Origin of the sequence: Stutzerimonas stutzeri (assembly GCF_000219605.1) — a bacterium.
In the GTDB taxonomy this organism is placed as follows: domain Bacteria; phylum Pseudomonadota; class Gammaproteobacteria; order Pseudomonadales; family Pseudomonadaceae; genus Stutzerimonas; species Stutzerimonas stutzeri.
The window spans coordinates 2,740,736-2,758,761 of sequence record NC_015740.1; the positions used below are offsets into that span (position 1 = coordinate 2,740,736).

General features: G+C 62.8%; 19 protein-coding genes. 2 read left to right on the plus strand and 17 right to left on the minus strand.

Annotated elements, in window-relative coordinates:
• Position 1: 1 nt before the first annotated feature.
• Genes PSTAB_RS12650 through PSTAB_RS12660 form a run of 3 tightly spaced genes read right to left on the minus strand, consistent with a single transcriptional unit; the run spans position 2 to position 4,139 of the window.
• Positions 2-742 carry a flagellar motor protein gene (locus PSTAB_RS12650; RefSeq protein WP_013983215.1) on the minus strand — a complete coding sequence of 247 codons (741 nt, stop codon included), beginning with the start codon at positions 740-742 and terminating at the stop codon, positions 2-4.
• The gene (locus PSTAB_RS12655) at positions 742-1,860 is read right to left on the minus strand and encodes a protein-glutamate methylesterase/protein-glutamine glutaminase (RefSeq protein ID WP_013983216.1); all 1,119 of its coding nucleotides are present in this window, start codon (positions 1,858-1,860) and stop codon (positions 742-744) included. The genes PSTAB_RS12650 and PSTAB_RS12655 overlap by 1 nt, the downstream gene beginning before the upstream one ends.
• A 50-nt stretch (positions 1,861-1,910) precedes the next feature.
• Entirely contained in the window at positions 1,911-4,139 is a 2,229-nt protein-coding gene (locus tag PSTAB_RS12660) for a chemotaxis protein CheA (RefSeq protein WP_011913677.1), read from the minus strand.
• A gap of 44 nt (positions 4,140-4,183) precedes the next feature.
• On the opposite strand from PSTAB_RS12660, the gene PSTAB_RS12665 reads away from it, so the two are divergent.
• Positions 4,184-5,221, plus strand: a complete 1,038-nt coding sequence (locus PSTAB_RS12665) for an IS630-like element ISPa47 family transposase (protein WP_013982509.1) — start codon at positions 4,184-4,186, stop codon at positions 5,219-5,221.
• 38 nt (positions 5,222-5,259) lie between these two features.
• Here the strand turns inward: PSTAB_RS12665 and PSTAB_RS12670 are convergent, their stop codons facing one another.
• The 6 genes from PSTAB_RS12670 to flhA all read right to left on the minus strand — a co-directional run bounded on the left by PSTAB_RS12670 (position 5,260) and on the right by flhA (position 11,617).
• Complete coding sequence (locus PSTAB_RS12670; protein WP_011913678.1) at positions 5,260-6,054, minus strand: protein phosphatase CheZ; 795 nt, start codon at positions 6,052-6,054, stop codon at positions 5,260-5,262.
• A gap of 23 nt (positions 6,055-6,077) precedes the next feature.
• Positions 6,078-6,452: a chemotaxis response regulator CheY gene (locus tag PSTAB_RS12675; protein WP_011913679.1), complete on the minus strand. Its 375-nt coding sequence runs from the start codon at positions 6,450-6,452 to the stop codon at positions 6,078-6,080.
• 74 nt (positions 6,453-6,526) lie between these two features.
• Positions 6,527-7,252: an RNA polymerase sigma factor FliA gene (gene fliA / locus PSTAB_RS12680; RefSeq protein ID WP_013983217.1), complete on the minus strand. Its 726-nt coding sequence runs from the start codon at positions 7,250-7,252 to the stop codon at positions 6,527-6,529.
• Between the two features lie 17 nt (positions 7,253-7,269).
• A complete protein-coding gene (gene fleN / locus PSTAB_RS12685; protein ID WP_013983218.1) occupies positions 7,270-8,097 on the minus strand; it encodes a flagellar synthesis regulator FleN in 828 nt (275 codons plus the stop codon).
• 91 nt (positions 8,098-8,188) lie between these two features.
• A complete protein-coding gene (gene flhF, locus PSTAB_RS12690; protein WP_013983219.1) occupies positions 8,189-9,481 on the minus strand; it encodes a flagellar biosynthesis protein FlhF in 1,293 nt (430 codons plus the stop codon).
• 15 nt (positions 9,482-9,496) lie between these two features.
• On the minus strand, positions 9,497-11,617 hold the full coding sequence (flhA, locus tag PSTAB_RS12695) for a flagellar biosynthesis protein FlhA (RefSeq protein WP_013983220.1): 2,121 nt from the start codon (positions 11,615-11,617) through the stop codon (positions 9,497-9,499).
• A 221-nt stretch (positions 11,618-11,838) separates the two neighbouring features.
• On the opposite strand from flhA, the gene sodC reads away from it, so the two are divergent.
• Positions 11,839-12,360 carry a superoxide dismutase family protein gene (gene sodC, locus PSTAB_RS12700; protein ID WP_013983221.1) on the plus strand — a complete coding sequence of 174 codons (522 nt, stop codon included), beginning with the start codon at positions 11,839-11,841 and terminating at the stop codon, positions 12,358-12,360.
• A gap of 43 nt (positions 12,361-12,403) precedes the next feature.
• Here the strand turns inward: sodC and flhB are convergent, their stop codons facing one another.
• From flhB to fliL, 8 genes are read right to left on the minus strand one after another with little or no spacing between them, the layout of a single operon-like run.
• Positions 12,404-13,540 carry a flagellar biosynthesis protein FlhB gene (flhB, locus tag PSTAB_RS12705; protein ID WP_013983222.1) on the minus strand — a complete coding sequence of 379 codons (1,137 nt, stop codon included), beginning with the start codon at positions 13,538-13,540 and terminating at the stop codon, positions 12,404-12,406.
• A gap of 33 nt (positions 13,541-13,573) precedes the next feature.
• On the minus strand, positions 13,574-14,350 hold the full coding sequence (gene fliR / locus PSTAB_RS12710; RefSeq protein ID WP_011913686.1) for a flagellar biosynthetic protein FliR: 777 nt from the start codon (positions 14,348-14,350) through the stop codon (positions 13,574-13,576).
• Between the two features lie 4 nt (positions 14,351-14,354).
• Complete coding sequence (gene fliQ / locus PSTAB_RS12715) at positions 14,355-14,624, minus strand: flagellar biosynthesis protein FliQ (protein ID WP_011913687.1); 270 nt, start codon at positions 14,622-14,624, stop codon at positions 14,355-14,357.
• A 12-nt stretch (positions 14,625-14,636) separates the two neighbouring features.
• Positions 14,637-15,413: a flagellar type III secretion system pore protein FliP gene (gene fliP, locus PSTAB_RS12720; protein ID WP_013983223.1), complete on the minus strand. Its 777-nt coding sequence runs from the start codon at positions 15,411-15,413 to the stop codon at positions 14,637-14,639.
• Complete coding sequence (gene fliO, locus PSTAB_RS12725; RefSeq protein ID WP_041771780.1) at positions 15,413-15,832, minus strand: flagellar biosynthetic protein FliO; 420 nt, start codon at positions 15,830-15,832, stop codon at positions 15,413-15,415. Before fliO ends, fliP begins: the two co-directional genes overlap by 1 nt.
• A gap of 1 nt (position 15,833) precedes the next feature.
• On the minus strand, positions 15,834-16,316 hold the full coding sequence (gene fliN, locus PSTAB_RS12730) for a flagellar motor switch protein FliN (protein ID WP_013983225.1): 483 nt from the start codon (positions 16,314-16,316) through the stop codon (positions 15,834-15,836).
• Positions 16,317-16,356: 40 nt separating this feature from the next.
• Entirely contained in the window at positions 16,357-17,328 is a 972-nt protein-coding gene (fliM, locus tag PSTAB_RS12735; protein WP_013983226.1) for a flagellar motor switch protein FliM, read from the minus strand.
• 13 nt (positions 17,329-17,341) lie between these two features.
• A complete protein-coding gene (gene fliL, locus PSTAB_RS12740; RefSeq protein WP_011913692.1) occupies positions 17,342-17,875 on the minus strand; it encodes a flagellar basal body-associated protein FliL in 534 nt (177 codons plus the stop codon).
• Between the last annotated feature and the right edge of the window lie 151 nt (positions 17,876-18,026).

Here is an 18,026-nt window from a genome sequence, read left to right on the forward strand (position 1 = left end):
CTCAGTCCATGAAGCCTTGCAGCTTCATCTCGATGGAGCGCGGGTTCTCACCCTCGGCGATCGACAGGACCCCCTCCAGCAGCATCTCGCGGTAGGCCGTCTGCCGCTGGACGATGCTCTTGAGCTTATTGCCGACCGGCAACACCAGCAGGTTGGCAAAGGCGACGCCATAGATGGTGGCAACGAACGCCACGGCGATACCGCTGCCCAGCTGACTGGGATCGGCAAGGTTGCCCATCACATGGATCAGCCCCATCACCGCACCGATGATTCCGATGGTCGGCGAGTAGCCGCCCATGCTCTCGTAGACCTTGGCGGCGCGCAGGTCGCGGCCCTCCTGGGTATAGAGATCAACCTCGAGAATGCTGCGGATCACCTCCGGCTCGGCGCCGTCGACCAGCAGTTGCAGGCCTTTGCGCGCGTACGGATCGGGCTCGGTCTCGGCGACGGGCTCGAGGCCGAGCAGCCCCTCCTTGCGTGCCGTGTTGCTCCAGGTGGTCACCATGAGAATGCCGCGCGCCAGATCGATGCGCGGCGGAAAGAAGATCCAGCGACCGATGCTCATCGCCCGCATGAACACCGCGATCGGCGTCTGCAGCAACACCGCGCCCAGCGTACCGCCCAACACGATCAATGCTGCCGGTCCGTTGAGCAACGCCGAGATATGGCCGCCCTCGAGAAAGTTGCCCCCGACGATGGCGACGAACGCAAGCAACAGCCCGATAAGGCTGAGGACGTCCATCAGATGCAGGCCTCGGCCAGATTGCGGCCGATGTCATCCAGACCGTACACGGCGTCGCTGAGGTTGGCCTTCACCACCGCCATCGGCATGCCGTAGATCACGCAGCTGGCTTCATCCTGCGCCCACACCTGGCTGCCGCTCTGCTTGAGCAGACGCGCGCCTTCACGGCCATCGGAGCCCATGCCGGTCAGCACCACCGCCAGCACCTTGTCGTGGAACGACTTGGCCGCCGAGCCGAAGGTCACGTCGACACAGGGCTTGTAGTTCAGGCGATCATCGCCGGGCAGGATGCGCACGGCGCCGCGCCCGTCGATCATCATCTGTTTGCCGCCGGGTGCCAGCAATGCGAGCCCTGGGCGCAGCACATCGCCGTCCTCGGCCTCCTTGACGCGAATACGGCAGAGCTTGTCCAGGCGATCGGCGAAGGCCTTGGTGAAAGCCGCCGGCATGTGCTGGATCAGCACGATCGGCGCGGGAAAGTTGGCCGGCAGCTGGGTCAGCACACGCTGCAGCGCCACCGGGCCACCGGTGGAAGTACCGATCGCCACCAGCTTGTAGGCCTTGCGCTTGGGCGCGGGAGAGCGGCTGGCCGCAGGCGCAGGCGTTGCCGCTGCGCTGCCCGCACGAGGCGCAGTCGAAGCGGGCAGCGCCGAAGCCGTGCCACGCGGTGAAGTCGAAGGCGTAGCAACGCTCGAAGAGCAGAAGGTGCTGTAGCGACGGTTACTGCGCGAGACGGTATGCACCTTTTCGCACAGCAGCTGCTTGACCTTGTCCGGGTTGCGCGAGATGTCCTCGAAGTTCTTCGGCAGATAGTCCACCGCGCCGGCATCCAGCGCATCGAGGGTGACCCGCGCGCCTTCGTGCGTCAGCGAGGAAAACATCAGCACCGGCGTGGGACAGCGCTGCATGATCTGCCGGACCGCGGTGATGCCGTCCATCATCGGCATCTCGTAATCCATGGTGATGACGTCCGGCTTCAGCGCCAGCACCTGATCGATCGCCTCACGCCCGTTGGTGGCGGTGCCGACGACCTGGATATTGGGATCAGAGGAAAGGATTTCCGAGACACGCCGGCGAAAGAAACCGGAATCGTCGACGACCAGGACCTTGACTGCCATACATCACTCCTAGCGACAGCGCCGCACACAGGCGGCGCTGCCTGACCGAATCAAACCCTGCGCGCGTACCGCTTGAGCATGCTGGGCACATCGAGAATCAGAGCGATGCGGCCATCGCCGGTGATGGTCGCGCCGGACATGCCGGGCGTACCCTGCAGCATCTTGCCCAGTGGCTTGATAACCACCTCTTCCTGGCCAACCAGCTGATCGACGACGAAGCCGATGCTCTGGTTGCCGACGCTGAGAATCACCACGTGACCTTCGCGCTGCTCTTCCTGAGCGGCGTCATGGACCAGCCAGCGCTTGAGGTAGAACAACGGCAGCGCCTTGTCGCGCACGATCACCACTTCCTGACCGTCGACGACGTTGGTACGCGACAGGTCCAGGTGGAAGATCTCGTTGACGTTGACCAGCGGGAAGGCGAACGCCTGGTTGCCAAGCATCACCATCAGCGTCGGCATGATTGCCAGGGTCAGCGGCACCTTGATCACCACCTTCGAGCCCTGGCCCTTGGTGGAGAACACGTTGACCGTACCGTTGAGCTGGGAAATCTTGGTCTTGACCACGTCCATGCCGACGCCGCGGCCGGACACGTCGGAAATCTCGGTCTTGGTCGAAAAGCCCGGCGCGAAGATCAGGTTGTAGCACTCCAGATCGCTCAGGCGGTCTGCGGCATCCTTCTCCAGCATGCCCTTTTCCACAGCCTTGGCACGCAGGATGTTGGCATCCATACCCTTGCCGTCATCACTGATGACCAGCAGGATATGGTCGCCTTCCTGCTCGGCAGACAGCACCACTCGACCGGTACGCGGCTTGCCGGCGGCCTCGCGCTCCTCCGGCATCTCGATACCGTGGTCGACGGCGTTGCGCACCAGGTGCACCAGCGGATCGGCCAGGGCCTCGACCAGGTTCTTGTCGAGGTCGGTTTCCTCGCCCACCAGCTCCAGGTTGATCTCTTTCTTCAGGCTGCGCGCCAGATCGCGAACCAGTCGCGGGAAGCGACCGAACACTTTCTTGATCGGCTGCATGCGGGTCTTCATCACCGCGCTCTGCAGGTCGGCGGTGACCACGTCGAGGTTGGAAACGGCCTTGGCCATCGCCTCGTCGCCGCTATTGGAACCCAGGCGCACCAGGCGGTTACGGACCAGCACCAGTTCGCCGACCATGTTCATGATCTCGTCGAGGCGCGCGGTATCGACACGCACGGTCGTCTCGACTTCGGCCGGAGCCTTGTCCGCCGCGGCCGGTGCCGGAGCGGCCGCCTTGCTTGCTGCCGCGGCCGGCTTGGCTGGCGCAGCGGCACGTGCGGGCTCCGCCTTGGGTGCCGCCTTTGCCGGGGCTGCCGCAACGGGCTCGGCCGGGGACGCATCGGCGACCGCCGGCTCGAACTTGCCCTTGCCGTGCAGCTGATCGAGCAGCGCTTCGAACTCGTCGTCGGTTATTTCGTCGCTGGACGCCGCGGGCGCACTGTCCTTGGCGGACTCGGCGCCGGCCGCTTCGGCCGACGAGCCGGCGACCGAGCCGACTGGCTCGAACTTGCCCTTGCCGTGCAGCTGGTCGAGAAGTGCTTCGAATTCCTCATCGGTGATTTCATCACCGGTCTTTGCAGCGGCTGCATCTGGCGCAACAGGTACCGCAGGCGCTGCGGCGCTAGCCGGTGCCGAGAACTGGCCCTTGCCATGCAACTGATCGAGCAGCGACTCGAATTCGTCGTCGGTGATCTCGTCGGTGACGGGGCCGTGTTCGGCCTCGCTCGCAGCCGTCTCGCTCGCAGCCGGCTGGATCGCGTCGAGCAACTGCTCGAACTCGCTATCGGCGCCAGCGGGCTCGGCCTCAGGCTCGGCGACCACCTGCGGGGCAGCCGGAACGACTGGCGCCGCATCGGCGGAAGCGGGCTCGGCGAGGCGCGCAAGCGCAGCCAGCAGCTCGGGTGAGGCTGGCGTCGGCTCGACGCGTTCGCGGACCTGACTGAACATTTCGTTCACGGCGTCCAGCGCCTGCAGAACGACATCCATCAGTTCGGAATCGACGCGACGCTCACCCTTGCGCAGGATGTCGAAGACGTTTTCGGCGATATGGCAGCACTCCACCAGCTCATGAAGCTGAAGGAAGCCTGCACCGCCCTTGACCGTGTGGAACCCGCGAAAAATCGCATTGAGCAACGCCATGTCATCGGGGCTGCTTTCCAGCTCCACGAGTTGCTCGGACAATAGTTCGAGAATCTCGCCGGCCTCTACCAGGAAGTCCTGGAGGATTTCTTCATCGGCGTCGAAGCTCATATTAACCTGGCAAATAAATAGGGCATATTAGATAATCTGTCTCCATGAAAATAGATGCCCGTAAACTCAGCCCCCAAGAACAACGTGAAAAGCGCTCCACGGCCCTACGCATGCGTGAGCAGGGTTACACCTACAAGGCTATTGGCGAAGCGGTTGGTGTTCACCCCCGCACTATTGCTCACTGGGCGCAGGTCGCAGAACATAAAGGCGAAAAGGCTGCCATTGCCGGCGGCCAGCGTGGTGTGCGCCAGGGTGATCGCCGCAGTTTGAGCTCCAGCCAGGAAGTGCTGATTCGCACCTTGATGACCGATAAGATGCCCGACCAACTCAAGCTCGGCTTTGCGCTCTGGACGCGTGATGCGGTGCGAGAACTGATCCGCCAGCGCTGTGGTTTTCTCATGCCGGTTCGAACGGTTGGTGAATACCTCAAGCGTTGGGGCTACACCCCGCAGCGCCCACTGCATCGGGCTTATCAGCAGAAACCTGAAGTGGTTCAGCACTGGCTGGATAATGAATATCCACGCATCGCACAGCGGGCCAAGGCTGAGAATGGTGAGATTCAGTGGGGCGACGAAACCGGTATGCGCAGTGACAGCCATGCTGGCCGCAGCTACGCCCCTATTGGCGAAACGCCGGTGCGCCTGGTCAGCGGCAGTCGTTTTTCCACCAACATGATTTCCACCGTGACCAATCGGGGCAAACTGCGCTTCATGCTGTATCGGGAAACGCTGACAGCCCCAGTGCTGATTCGCTTCCTGAGTCGCCTGATTCGCGATGCTCAGGGCCGCAAGGTGTTCCTGATTCTCGACAACCTGCGCGTACACCACAGCAAAAAGGTGAGCGCCTGGGTTGGCGACCGCAAAGAGCAAATCGAACTGTTCTTCTTGCCGGCCTACGCCCCGGAGTTGAACCCTGACGAGTATTTGAATTGTGATTTGAAACATCAGGTTCGCACGGGCTTGCCGGCGCGTAATCAGGACGAACTGGAAAGGCGTGTTCGCTCGGTCATGAGACGATTGCAATTACGCCCTCAAAGAATCCGTTCTTATTTCCGGCATCCACGTATCGCCTACGCAGCATGATTTGGTGTATTTGATTGCCGGGTTAATATTCACTTCCCCTAAAAGCCCAGGCTTGAAAGCAGATCATCGACATCGTCCTGGCCGGAAACGACATCTTCACGCATATCGGCATGCATCTGCGGACCTTCACCGTTGGAAGGCATTTTTTCTTGTTTTTTCTTCTCTTGCTCGGCGCGCATGGCATCGCGGTCGTGCTGGATGCCGGCAACGCGGTCCACCTGCCCCGCCATGAGGACGAGATTGAGCAGGTTGCTTTCAAGCTCGGTGATCAGTCGGGTCACCCGCTTGATCACCTGGCCGGTTAGATCCTGGAAGTCCTGGGCCAGCATGATCTCGCTGAGATTCTGCGAAAGCTGGCTGCCATCGTTCATGCTGCGCTGCAGGTACTGGTCGATGCGCTTGACCAGATCGCGGAACTGCTCGGCATTCATGTCACGGCGCATGAAGCGCTGCCAATCGGCCGTCAGGCTCTGGGCCTCGTAGCTGACATAGTTCACCAGCGGGGCCGATTCCTCGACCAGGTCCATGGTGCGATTGGCGGCTTTCTCGGTCATTTCCACCACGTAGGACAGACGGTCAGTGGCATCGGTGATCGGTGACGGGTCGCCGCCCGTGGCGCAGGTGTCCATCTCGAGCTTGACGATGGCGTTGTGCAGCTCGCGCGTGAGCTTGCCCACTTCCTGATAGAGCCCGTTGTTGCGCACCTGATTGAGCTCGTTGAACATCTGCGTCGCTTCATCGAAGCGGCCTTGCTGCAGGCTTTCAATCAGGCGGGGTGCATTGGCCTTCAGAGTCGCTTCGAACTCTGCCAGGCTTTGGTCTGCTTGCGTCATAGTGCCCTCGCGGCGTTACTGCTTCAGCCGTTGACGCGCTCGAAGATCTTCTCGATCTTTTCCTTGAGCACCTGGGCGGTGAAGGGTTTGACCACATAGCCATTGACCCCGGCCTGGGCCGCTTCGATGATCTGATCGCGCTTCGCCTCGGCGGTCACCATCAGTACCGGCAGATGCTTGAGGCGCTCGTCCGCGCGCACTGTGCGCAGCAGATCGATACCGCTCATGCCCGGCATGTTCCAGTCGGTGACCAGGAAATCGAAGCTGCCGCTTTTCAGCATCGGCAGTGCGGTGGTGCCGTCGTCCGCCTCGGCGGTGTTGGTGAACCCCAGATCACGCAAGAGGTTCTTGATGATTCGTCTCATCGTCGAGAAGTCATCGACGATGAGGATTTTCATGTTCTTGTCCAAGTCGACCTCCGTAAGTCCCAAAATGCCTCAGCAAACCGAGCACGTCATACCGCAAACAATTGTCAATTGGCGCGCCATTCGCCGAGGCGTGCACGCAAGCGCGCAGCACACTGGCTATGCAACTGGCTCACACGCGACTCGCTGACTCCCAGCACCTGACCAATTTCCTTCAAGTTCAACTCTTCGTCGTAATACAGCGACAGCACCAGCTTCTCGCGTTCGGGCAGATTACCGATGGCATCGGCCAGCGCCTGCTGGAAACGCTCGTCCTCCAGATCGCGAAACGGTTCCGGATGGGTGCTGCTCGCGTCTTCCTGCAGTTCGCCGTGCTCGCCTTCCTGCAGCAGATCGTCAAAGCTGAAGAGGCGGCTGCCCAGCGTGTCGCCGAGAATGGCGTAATACTCGTCGAGGCTAAGCTTAAGTTCGGCCGCAACCTCGTGATCTTTAGCGTCACGCCCGGTTTTCGCCTCGATGGCGCGGATCGCCTCGCTGACCATGCGCGAGTTGCGGTGCACCGAGCGCGGCGCCCAGTCCCCCTTGCGAACTTCGTCGAGCATGGTGCCGCGGATGCGGATACCGGCGTAGGTTTCGAAACTGGCACCTTTGCCGGCGTCGTATTTCTTCGCTGCTTCCAGCAGTCCGATCATTCCAGCCTGGATCAGATCGTCCACCTGCACACTGGCAGGCAGGCGCGCCAACAGGTGGTAAGCGATTCGCTTGACCAACGGGGCGTACTGATCGATCAGGCGGTACTGCGCATCCTTTGCCTGAGCCTTGCTGTAATACATAGCGGATCCGGCACCTGTCATTCGTGGCTGGGTGAAGCGGGGCTGATGAGGCGCTCTACGAAGAATTCGAGATGGCCCCGCGGTGTCGCCGGCAGCGGCCAGGTATCGACCTTCTGCGCGATCGCCTTGAAGGCTAGTGCACATTTCGAGCGCGGATACGCTTCATAGACCGCACGCTGTTTCTGTACCGCCTTGCGCACGGCCTCGTCGTAAGGCACGGCGCCGACGTACTGCAATGCGACATCGAGAAACCGTTCGGTAACCTTGGTCAGTTTGGCGAACAGGTTGCGACCTTCTTGCGGCGCATGGGCCATGTTGGCCAGCACGCGGAAGCGGCTGATGCCGTAGTCACGATTGAGCAGCTTGATCAGCGCATAGGCGTCCGTGATCGATGTCGGCTCGTCGGTGACCACCAGCAGCACCTCCTGCGCGGCGCGCACGAAGCTGACTACCGAGTCGCCGATACCGGCCGCGGTGTCGATGATCAGCACATCGATCTCGTCGCCCATCTCGCTGAATGCCTGGATCAGCCCTGCGTGCTGCAGGGACGACAGTTGCACCATGCTCTGGGTACCGGACGCTGCCGGCACGATGCGAATGCCACCTGGCCCCTGGATGAGCACGTCACGCAGATCGCACTCGCCGGCGATTACGTCGGCCAGGGTGCGCTTGCTGGTCAGACCCAGCAGCACGTCGACGTTGGCCAAGCCGAGGTCGGCGTCGAGCAGCACCACGCGCCGACCGAGATCGGCCAGGGCCAGCGCCAGATTGACCGACACGTTGGTCTTGCCGACGCCACCCTTGCCGCCGGTCACCGCAATCACCTGTACGGGATGCATACCCATGTTCACACGCCTATATCTTGCTGGGGCCTTTCGGCCGGCGATGCGCACGCGGGGCACGCATCTGATTCATTCTGGTACCGCTGTCGGCACATCATCCAGCCCGCCGTGACGAACCGTTGTACAACCCGGCGAACATATCGGCCATGGTTTCCTCGCTCGGTTCCTCGCCGGATTGCAAACTCACCGCACGGCTCACCAGCTGATGGCTACGCGGCAGATGCAGGTCGTCCGGAATGCGCGGGCCGTCCGCGAGGTAGGCTATCGGCAAGTGCTGGCTGATTGTGAGCCCGAGCACATCACCGAGGCTGCCCGCCTCATCCAACTTGGTCAGAATACAGCCAGCCAGGCCGCAACGACGATAGTTGTGCCATGCCGCCTTGAGCACCTGGCTCTGGCTGGTTGCCGCCAGCACCAGGTAATTCTTCGATTTGACACCCTTGTCCGAAAGCGCCTGCAGCTGCATGCGCAGCGTCGGATCGCTGGCGGGCAGGCCGGCAGTGTCGATCAGGATCACCCGCTTGCGCGCCAGCGAAGCCAGTGACTTGCTCAGAGGCTCGCTCGGATCGAGTTGCAGCACCGGTACGTCGAGGATGCGGCCAAGCGTCTTGAGCTGCTCCTGGGCGCCGATGCGGTAGTTGTCCATGCTCGCCAGAGCGATGCTCTGCGCGCCGTACTTCAGCACATAGCGAGCGGCAAGCTTGGCCAGCGTGGTGGTCTTGCCAACGCCCGCGGGCCCGACCAGGGCAATCACCCCGCCCTCTTCCAGCGGCTCGTTCTTGCTGACCTTGATGGCCTGCGCCAGATGCGCCAGAACCATGCGCCAGGCCTGACGCGCATCAGTGATGGCGGCGACCTTGTCCAGCAGGCTGCGCGACAGTTCCGCCGGCAGACCCAGACGCTGCAGGCGACGCCACAGGCCTGCCTGCTGCGGGCGGCGGCTCTGCTCCTGGCCCCAGGCGATCGAACCGAGCTGCACTTCGATCAGCTCGCGCAGGCCGTGCAGTTCCGAATACATCGCCTCGATCGCGCGGGCGTCCACCGCAGCGGCTGGCTCGGCCACCGCGGCAGGTTGCGGCTTGCTGGCCGCAGCGGCTGGCTTCTCGTCAACCAGTTGACGATCCTGCATCTTCGCGCGGGGTGCGGCACTCAGCTCGGCATGGGCACTGGCCAGGCGCGACTGCGTCTTGCGCAATTCGGCCTCCAGCGCGGCATTCGGCTTGGCTGCCGCCGGCGCGGACTGCATCGGGTAGTCGAGGACAGCCGTCAGCTCGACGCCGCCGGCGACCCGGCGATTGCCGATGATCACGGCATCGGCGCCCAGCTCGTCACGCACCATTTTCATGGCGATGCGCATATCGGCGGCGAAGAAACGTTTGACCTGCATGGCCTGCACCCTCGGTTAATTCTGACCCACCGTCGAGACGATGGTGACCTGCTTGTTGTCCGGTATTTCCTGGTAGGCCAGAACATGGATGTTCGGCACCGCCAGACGCGCAAATCGCGACAGCATCGCCCTGACCGGGCCGGCCACCAGCAGAATCGCTGGCTTGCCGAGCATTTCTTGACGCTGTGCCGCTTCTACCAGGGACCGTTGCAACTTTTCGGCCATTCCGGGCTCGAGCAAAATGCCGTCGTCGGAGCCCTGATTGGCCTTCTGCAAGCTATTGAGCAAGATCTGTTCCAACCGGGGCTCGAGGGTGATCACAGGGAGCTCCGGCTCTAGTCCCACAACGTTTTGCACGATTGCGCGCGACAGCGCGACACGGACCGCGGCCACCATTGCGGCGGGATCTTGACTCTTGGCGGCCACGTTAGCGATGGCCTCGGCGATGGTGCGGATGTCGCGTACCGGCACCTGCTCCTGCAGCAGCGCCTGCAGCACCTTGAGCAGCGTCGAAAGCGACACCATGCCCGGCACCAGCTCCTCGGCCAGCTTGGGCGAACTCTTGGCCAGCAGCTGCAGCAGCTGCTGAACCTCTTCATGCCCGAGCAGCTCATGGGCATGCTTGTGCAGAACCTGGTTGAGGTGCGTGGCGACGACGGTACTCGCATCCACCACGGTATAGCCGAGCGACTGCGCCTGGTCGCGCTGGCTCGCTTCAATCCAGACAGCCTCCAGACCGAACGCCGGATCCCTAGCGGCGATACCGTTGAGCGGACCGAACACCTGCCCTGGGTTGATCGCCAGCTCGCGATCCGGGTAGACCTCGGCTTCGGCCAGGCTCACACCCATCAGCGTCAGTCGATAGGCGTTGGGCAGCAGATCGAGGTTGTCGCGGATATGCACCGACGGCATGAGAAAACCCAGATCCTGCGAAAGCTTCTTGCGAACGCCCTTGATACGCGCCAACAGCTGGCCACCCTGGTTGCGATCCACCAGCGGAATCAGGCGATAACCCACTTCCAGACCGACCATGTCCACCGGAGTCACATCGTCCCAGCCAAGCTCCTTGGTCTCGGCCGCGCGCTGGGCCGGCAACATCTCCTGCTGCTTCTGCACTTCCTGCTCGGTCTTCTTGACCGCCTGCTTCTGCCGATGCCAGATCCAGTAGGCGCCAGCCGCGGCAGCCGCCCCGAGACCCAGAAAGGAGAAATGCGGCATGCCCGGCACCAGGCCCATCGCGATCATGATCGCCGCCGACACCGCCAGCGCCTTGGGGGAAGCGAACATCTGCCGCTGCACCTGCTGCCCCATGTCCTCGGAACTGGTCACGCGGGTAACCATGATCGCCGCCGCCGTCGACAGCAGCAGCGATGGAATCTGCGCCACCAGACCGTCACCGATGGTCAGCAGCGCGTACACCTGGCCGGCTTCGCTGAAGCTCATCTGGTGCTGCGCGATACCGATGGCGATACCACCGATGAGGTTGATGAACAGGATCAGCAGGCCGGCGATGGCGTCACCGCGGACGAACTTCGACGCACCGTCCATGGAACCGTAGAAATCAGCTTCCGAGGACACTTCGGTACGGCGCTTCTTGGCTTCTTCCTGGTCGATCAGGCCGGCGTTGAGGTCGGCGTCGATCGCCATCTGCTTGCCAGGCATGGCATCGAGGGTGAAACGCGCGCTGACTTCCGAGATGCGGCCGGCACCCTTGGTCACCACGACGAAGTTGATGATCATCAGGATCGCGAACACCACGATACCGACGACGTAGTTGCCACCGATCACCACATTGCCGAAGGCTTCGATCACATGGCCGGCAGCGGAGCCGCCTTCATGGCCGTTGATCAACACCACCCGCGTCGACGCCACGTTCAACGCCAGACGCATCAGCGTGGCGACCAGCAGAATCGTCGGGAACACCGCGAAATCCAGCGGGCGCAACGCATAGACGCTGACCAGCAGCACGACGATTGACAGCGCGATGTTGAAGGTGAACAGCAGATCCAGGAGGAACGGCGGCACCGACAGCATCATCATGCCCATCATCACGAGCAGCAGCAGCGGCACGCCGAGGTTGCCGCGCCCCGCGCCCGTCAGGCCATTGCGAATATTGATGAGTTGCGTGCGATCCAACCTAGCCCCCGGGGATACAGAACGAATTCTTGACGCGACAAGCGTCCTGCCGGGGTTATAGCAAGAAGGAGTCCAACTTCGACGGCCCGTCGCAGAGCCCGCCGCACGGTCTGCCCCCAGGCCATACCCACGAGCCGCCGCACCAGCGAACGCCACCGACAACTGGCAGTCACACTAGCAACCGGCGACAGCCCGTCGCCGTTTGTACAAAGGAGCTTCAGATGAAACAGTGGATCATCGCCGCGCTGGCCGGCTGCACTGCCGTCGCCGTTCAGGCTGAAACATTGAACGTCAAGGTGAACACCGTGACGGCCCAGGGCGTCGGCGAATCGGTCGGCAGCGTCAAGATCGAAAGCAGTGACTACGGGCTGGTTTTCCGTCCCGAGCTATCAGGCCTGCAGCCTGGAGCCCATGGCTTTCACGTTCACGCCAAGGGCAGTTGCGAGCCGGCCGAGATCGACGGCAAGCAGACCCCGGCTGGCGCTGCGGGCGGTCACTGGGACCCGAAGAACAGCGGCAAGCATGGCGAACCCTGGGGTGACGGCCATATGGGCGACCTCCCGGCGCTGTACGTCGACAGTGAAGGCAAAGCCAGTCAGCCGGTGCTGGCGCCGCGACTGAAGAGCCTCGGCGATATCAAAGGGCTGGCGTTGATGGTCCACCAGGGCGGAGACAACCATTCCGACCATCCGCAACCCCTCGGCGGCGGCGGTGCGCGGGTCGCCTGCGGCGTCATCGAGTAACGCTGGGACACACGGCGAGCCGGCGACCACCGCGAGCTAGGCCTCACTCGTCGCGGCGCAGGTCCGGCGGGATGGGCACATCGTTCAACGGATCCGGTCGCCGTCCCTTGCCGGCACGGTACTGGCGCAGCTGATAGACGTACGCCAGCACCTGCGCCACCGCCAGGTAGAGACCAGCCGGGATTTCCTGGTCAAGTTCGGTGGAGTAATACACCGCCCGCGCCAGCGCCGGCGATTCCAGCACCGTCACCTTGTGCTCCTGGGCGATTTCACGAATCTTCAGCGCCACGAAGTCGCCACCCTTGGCCACTAGCCGCGGTGCACCGCCCTTGTCGCCGTCGTATTTCAGCGCGACGGCGAAGTGCGTCGGGTTGGTGATCACCACGTCGGCCTCGGGCACCGCCTGCATCATGCGCCGCTGCGCAGCCTCGCGCTGCAGCTGGCGAATCCGCGACTTGACCTCCGGCTTGCCCTCGGAATCCTTGTATTCGTCCTTGACCTCCTGCTTGGTCATCATCAGCTTCTGCTTGTTGTCCCAAAGCTGGAACGGCACGTCCACCGCCGCAATGATGATCAGCCCGCAGGCCATCCACAGGGCGCACCAGCCGACGATCTCGACGCTGTGCATGATGGCCAGGTCCAGCGGCTGCTTGGCGATGGACAGCAGGTCATCCTGATACGCCGACAGCACCAGCAGCGCAACGCCGAGCACGACGAGAAACTTGCCCAGCGCCTTGAGCAGCTCCACCAGCGCCTTGGTGGAGAACATCCGCTTGAGGCCGGCGGCCGGGTTCATCCGGCTGACCTTGGGCGCCATCGCCTTGGCCGAAAACAGCCAGCCACCCAGCGCTACCGGGCCGACGATCGACGCGATCAGCAGCGCGATCAACAGCGGCATGATCGCCTCCAGCGCCATAAGCCCGCTGCCCATCAACAGGCGCACCATGGCGCCCTCGTCCAGCAGCGTTTCCCGGCTGAGTTCGAAGGTGCCCTGCATCATCGCCATCAGGGTTTGCGCCAGGCCGCCACCGGACGCCAGCAGCCCGCCGATGCCGCCCAACGTCACCGCCACCGTACTGAGTTCGCGGGAACGCGCCAGCTGCCCTTTCTCGCGGGATTCGCGCAGCCGTTTCTCTGTGGGTTCCTCGCTTTTGTCGGCGCCGCTTTCGCTCTCAGCCATGAGCGACCTCCGTCAGGTGCAGGGCACGGCTCATCAGCGCGCACCCGCCAGCTCGCGCAGCATCATCAGCGCCTCGCTGACGAATATCTGGTACTGCGCGAAGATATCGGCCATGCCGATCCAGACGATGATCAGACCGAGCACCAGGGTCAGCGGAAAGCCGATGGAGAAGATATTCAGTTGCGGCGCGGCCCGGGTCATCAGACCGAACGCCAGGTTAACCACCAGCAGCGCGGTGATCGCCGGCAGCACCAGCAGCAACCCGGCGCCCAGCACCCAGCCCAGCTTGCCCGCCACTTCCCAGAAGTGATTGGTCGACAGACCTCCCCCCACCGGCAAGGTGACGAAGCTCTCGGCGAGGATCTCCAGCACCACCAGATGACCGTTGACCGAGAGGAACAGCAGGATCACCAGCATGTTGAAGAACTGGCCGAGCACCGGCACCGAGATGCCGTTGGCCGGGTCGACCATGGAGGCGAAGCCCAGGCCCATCTGCATGGCGAGCAGCTGACCCGAGACGATGAAGACATGGAAGAACAGCTGCAGGACGAAACCGAACATCACGCCGATCAGCAGCTGTTCGGCGATCAGCAGCAGCGAAGCCAGGCTCAGGGATTCGACCACCGGCATCGGCGGCAGGGTCGGCACCAGAACCAGGGCGATGGCCAGCGCCAGATACAACCGCACGCGCACCGGCACCAGCTGGGTGCCGATCAGCGGCATGCTCATCAGCAACGCGGCGATGCGAAACAGCGGCAGGAGGAACTGCCCTACCCAGCCGCCGATCTGCGCATTGCTCAGCTCAAGCACGCGCCTACCCGATCAGCAACGGAATGTTGTGCACGAGGTTCTGGGTGTACTCCATCAGCTCGCGCACCAGCCACGGGCCGGCCCAGATCAGCGTCAACAGCATGACGAGCAGGCGCGGCAGAAAGCTCAGGGTCTGCTCGTTGATCTGCGTCGCCGCCTGGAACATCGCCACCACCAGCCCGACCAGCAGGCTGGGCACCACCAGCACGCCGACGATCATCGCGGTCATCCAGAGGCCTTCACGAAACAGGTCCACCGCCACTTCTGGAGTCATCTGCGTCCTTCCCTAAAGCGTGCCGAAGCTGCCGGCCAGGGTGCCGATGATCAGCCCCCAGCCGTCCACCAGCACGAACAGCATGATCTTGAACGGCAGCGAGATGATCAGCGGCGACAGCATCATCATGCCCATCGCCATCAGCACGCTGGCCACCACCATGTCGATGATCAGGAACGGAATGAAGATCATGAAACCGATCTGGAACGCTGTTTTCAGCTCGGAGGTCACGAACGCCGGGACCAGGATGGTCATCGGTGCGGCTTCCGGCGAGGCGATGTCGGTGCGCTGCGACAGCCGCACGAACAGCTCCAGGTCGCTCTCGCGGGTCTGCGCCAGCATGAAGTTCTTCAGCGGTACTTCGGCGCGGGCGATCGCCTCCTGTGCCGGAATCTGCTCGCTCAGATAGGGCTGCAGCGCGTCCTGGTTAATCCGGTCGAACACCGGCGCCATGATGAACAGGGTGAGGAACAGCGTCAGGCCGATGAGGATCTGGTTCGACGGCGTCTGTTGCAGCCCCAGCGCCTGACGCAGGATCGAGAAGACGATGATGATCCGGGTGAAGCTGGTCATCAGCATGACGAACGCCGGGATGAAGCTTAGCGCCGTCATGATCAGCAGGATCTGCAGACTGACCGAATACTCCTGCTGCCCCTCGGCATCGGTGGTCAGGGTGATCGCCGGGATCGACAGCGGATTGTTGCCCTGCGCCAGGATGCCGGAAGGCTCCTGCGCCATGGCCAGAGGGCCGACCAGCATCAGCGTGGCCAGCAGCAGAATGCGCAACATCAAGGCTTGTCCTTGTGATCCTTGCCGAGCAGCTCCATCAGACGCTGGGCGAATTCAGGGTTGGCCGGCTCGGCATCCGGCAGGTGCACCGGCTCGCGCATCACATGCAGCGGCGTGATGCGCCCGCCACTCAGGCCGACGAGAATCTGCTCACCACCGACCTGCACCAGCACCAGCCGCTCACGCGGCCCCAGCGCCTGACTGGAGACCAGCTTGATCACCTGGGCGCCACGCGGATTGAGCTGCTGTACACGGCGCAGCAGCCAGGCCAGCACGAAGATCAGACCGATCACCAGCAGCAGGCCGAGCAACAGCTTGCTCAGCTGCGCACCCATGCCCGCGCTGCTCATGCTCGTTGCCGGCTCCGCCGCCCACACCGGAAGCGACACGAGCGCGGCCAGAATTGCCAGGCCACGCATGTCAGCGCAACTTCTTGATGCGTTCGGTGGGGCTGATCACATCGGTCAGCCGGATACCGAACTTCTCGTTGACCACCACCACTTCGCCGTGGGCGATCAGCGTCCCATTGACCAGTACGTCCAGTGGCTCGCCGGCCAGTCGATCGAGCTCCACCACCGAGCCCTGATTGAGCTGCAGCAGATTGCGGATGCTGATCTCGGTACTGCCGACCTCCATCGAAATCGATACGGGAATGTCGAGGATGACGTCCAGGTTCGGGCCGTCCAGCCCCAGCTGCATACCATTGGATTTCGGCGCACTGGCAAAATCCTCCAGCGGCGCGCGCGGCGCCGCGGGTGCGGCGGGCGCCGCCGCTGCCGGCCCTTGGTTCAGCAGCGCATCGATATCGTCCTGGGAGGCATCGCCCGCCTCGGCCAGGGCCGCGGCCCACTCGTCGGCCAGCGCCTGTTCCTCGGGGGATGTAGTGTCGCGTTCGTCTGCCATCGCTAATCCTCGATCGGCTCGAATTGAGTAAAGGGCTGGTTCAGCGTGGGCGAACCACGGGTTCCAGCACCTGCAATGCCAGGTTGCCCTTGTGGGCACCCAGCTTGACCTTGAAGGCCGGCATGCCATTGGCGCGCATGATCATGTCTTCCGGCATTTCCACGGGAATCACATCGCCGGGCTGCATGTTGAGAATGTCGCGCAGCTTGAGCTGGCGGCGCACAACCGTCGCACCCAGCGGAACATTGACGTCCAGGATGTCCTCGCGCAGAGCCTTGACCCAGCGCTCGTCCTGGTCGCTGACATCGGACTGGAAACCGGCATCGAGCATCTCGCGGATCGGCTCGATCATCGAATAGGGCATGGTCACGTGCAGATCGCCGCCGCCACTGTCCAGCTCGATGTGGAAGGTGGACACCACCACCACCTCGCTGGGGCTGACGATGTTGGCCAGCGCCGGGTTCACCTCTGAGTTGACGTACTCGAAGTTGACGTCCAGCACCGCGTGCCAGGCTTCCTTCAGATCGGCAAAGGCTTGATCCAGCACCATGCGCACGACGCGCAGCTCGGTCGGGGTGAACTCGCGGCCCTCGATCTTGGCGTGGCGCCCGTCGCCTCCGAAGAAATTGTCCACCAGCTTGAACACCAGCTTGGCGTCGAGGATGAACAATGCCGTGCCACGCAGCGGCTTCATCTTCACCAGGTTGAGGCTGGTCGGCACGTACAGCGAATGCACGTACTCGCCGAACTTCATCACCTGGACGCCGCCCACCGAGACATCGGCCGAGCGGCGCAACAGGTTGAACATGCTGATGCGGGTATAACGGGCGAAACGCTCGTTGATCATTTCCAGCGTGGGCATGCGCCCGCGCACGATACGGTCCTGACTGGTCAGGTCGTAGCTCTTGATGGACCCCGGCTCGGAATCGCTTTCGGTATCCACCAGACCGTCGTCGACCCCGTGCAGGAGCGCATCGATCTCGTCTTGCGAGAGCAGGTCTTGAACAGCCATCTGCGGCAGCCTTCTATTGCAATACGAAGTTGGTGAAAAGCACTTGCTCGATGGCAAGCTTGCCAATTTCCTTCTGCGCCAGCTCCTGCACGCTGGCAGTCGCCTGCTGACGCAGCATCTCCTTGCCGACCGGCGTTTTCAACGCCTCGAAATCCTGACTGGACAGCAGCATGACCAGACGATTGCGCAACAGCGGCATGTGCACCTTGAGCGCATCCAGCGCCGCCTGATCACGTGACATCAAAGCGATGCTCACCTGCATGTAGCGCTGCCGCCCCTTGTGGTTGAAGTTGACCACGAACGCCGGCATGAGCACCTCGTAGATGGCCGGCTGCTTGCCGGAAACGGTAGTCGCCGCCTCCTGCGTCTTGCTGCCTTCCAGATCGTCGCCCTTGCTCATGAAGTACAGGGTGCCGCCCACGGAAAGTCCTACGGCCACCAACATGGCGACCACGATCAGGATGATGAGTTTCAGTCGCCCCTTGCCCGCTGGCGCCGCATCCGGCCCGGTGGGCGGCACCGCTGCGGGAGCCTGTTTCTTAGCCATGCCAAATATCCGTCATCAACAGCGTTTCGTTGTGGGTTTTGCGAGTTCGGAGCAACAGCTGTGCCAACGTCCTTTCACCGGCACGGCTACGCCGCCAGCCAAATACGGCTCGGACAAGGTATCAGGAAATCGAAGACGGCAACCTCTGCGC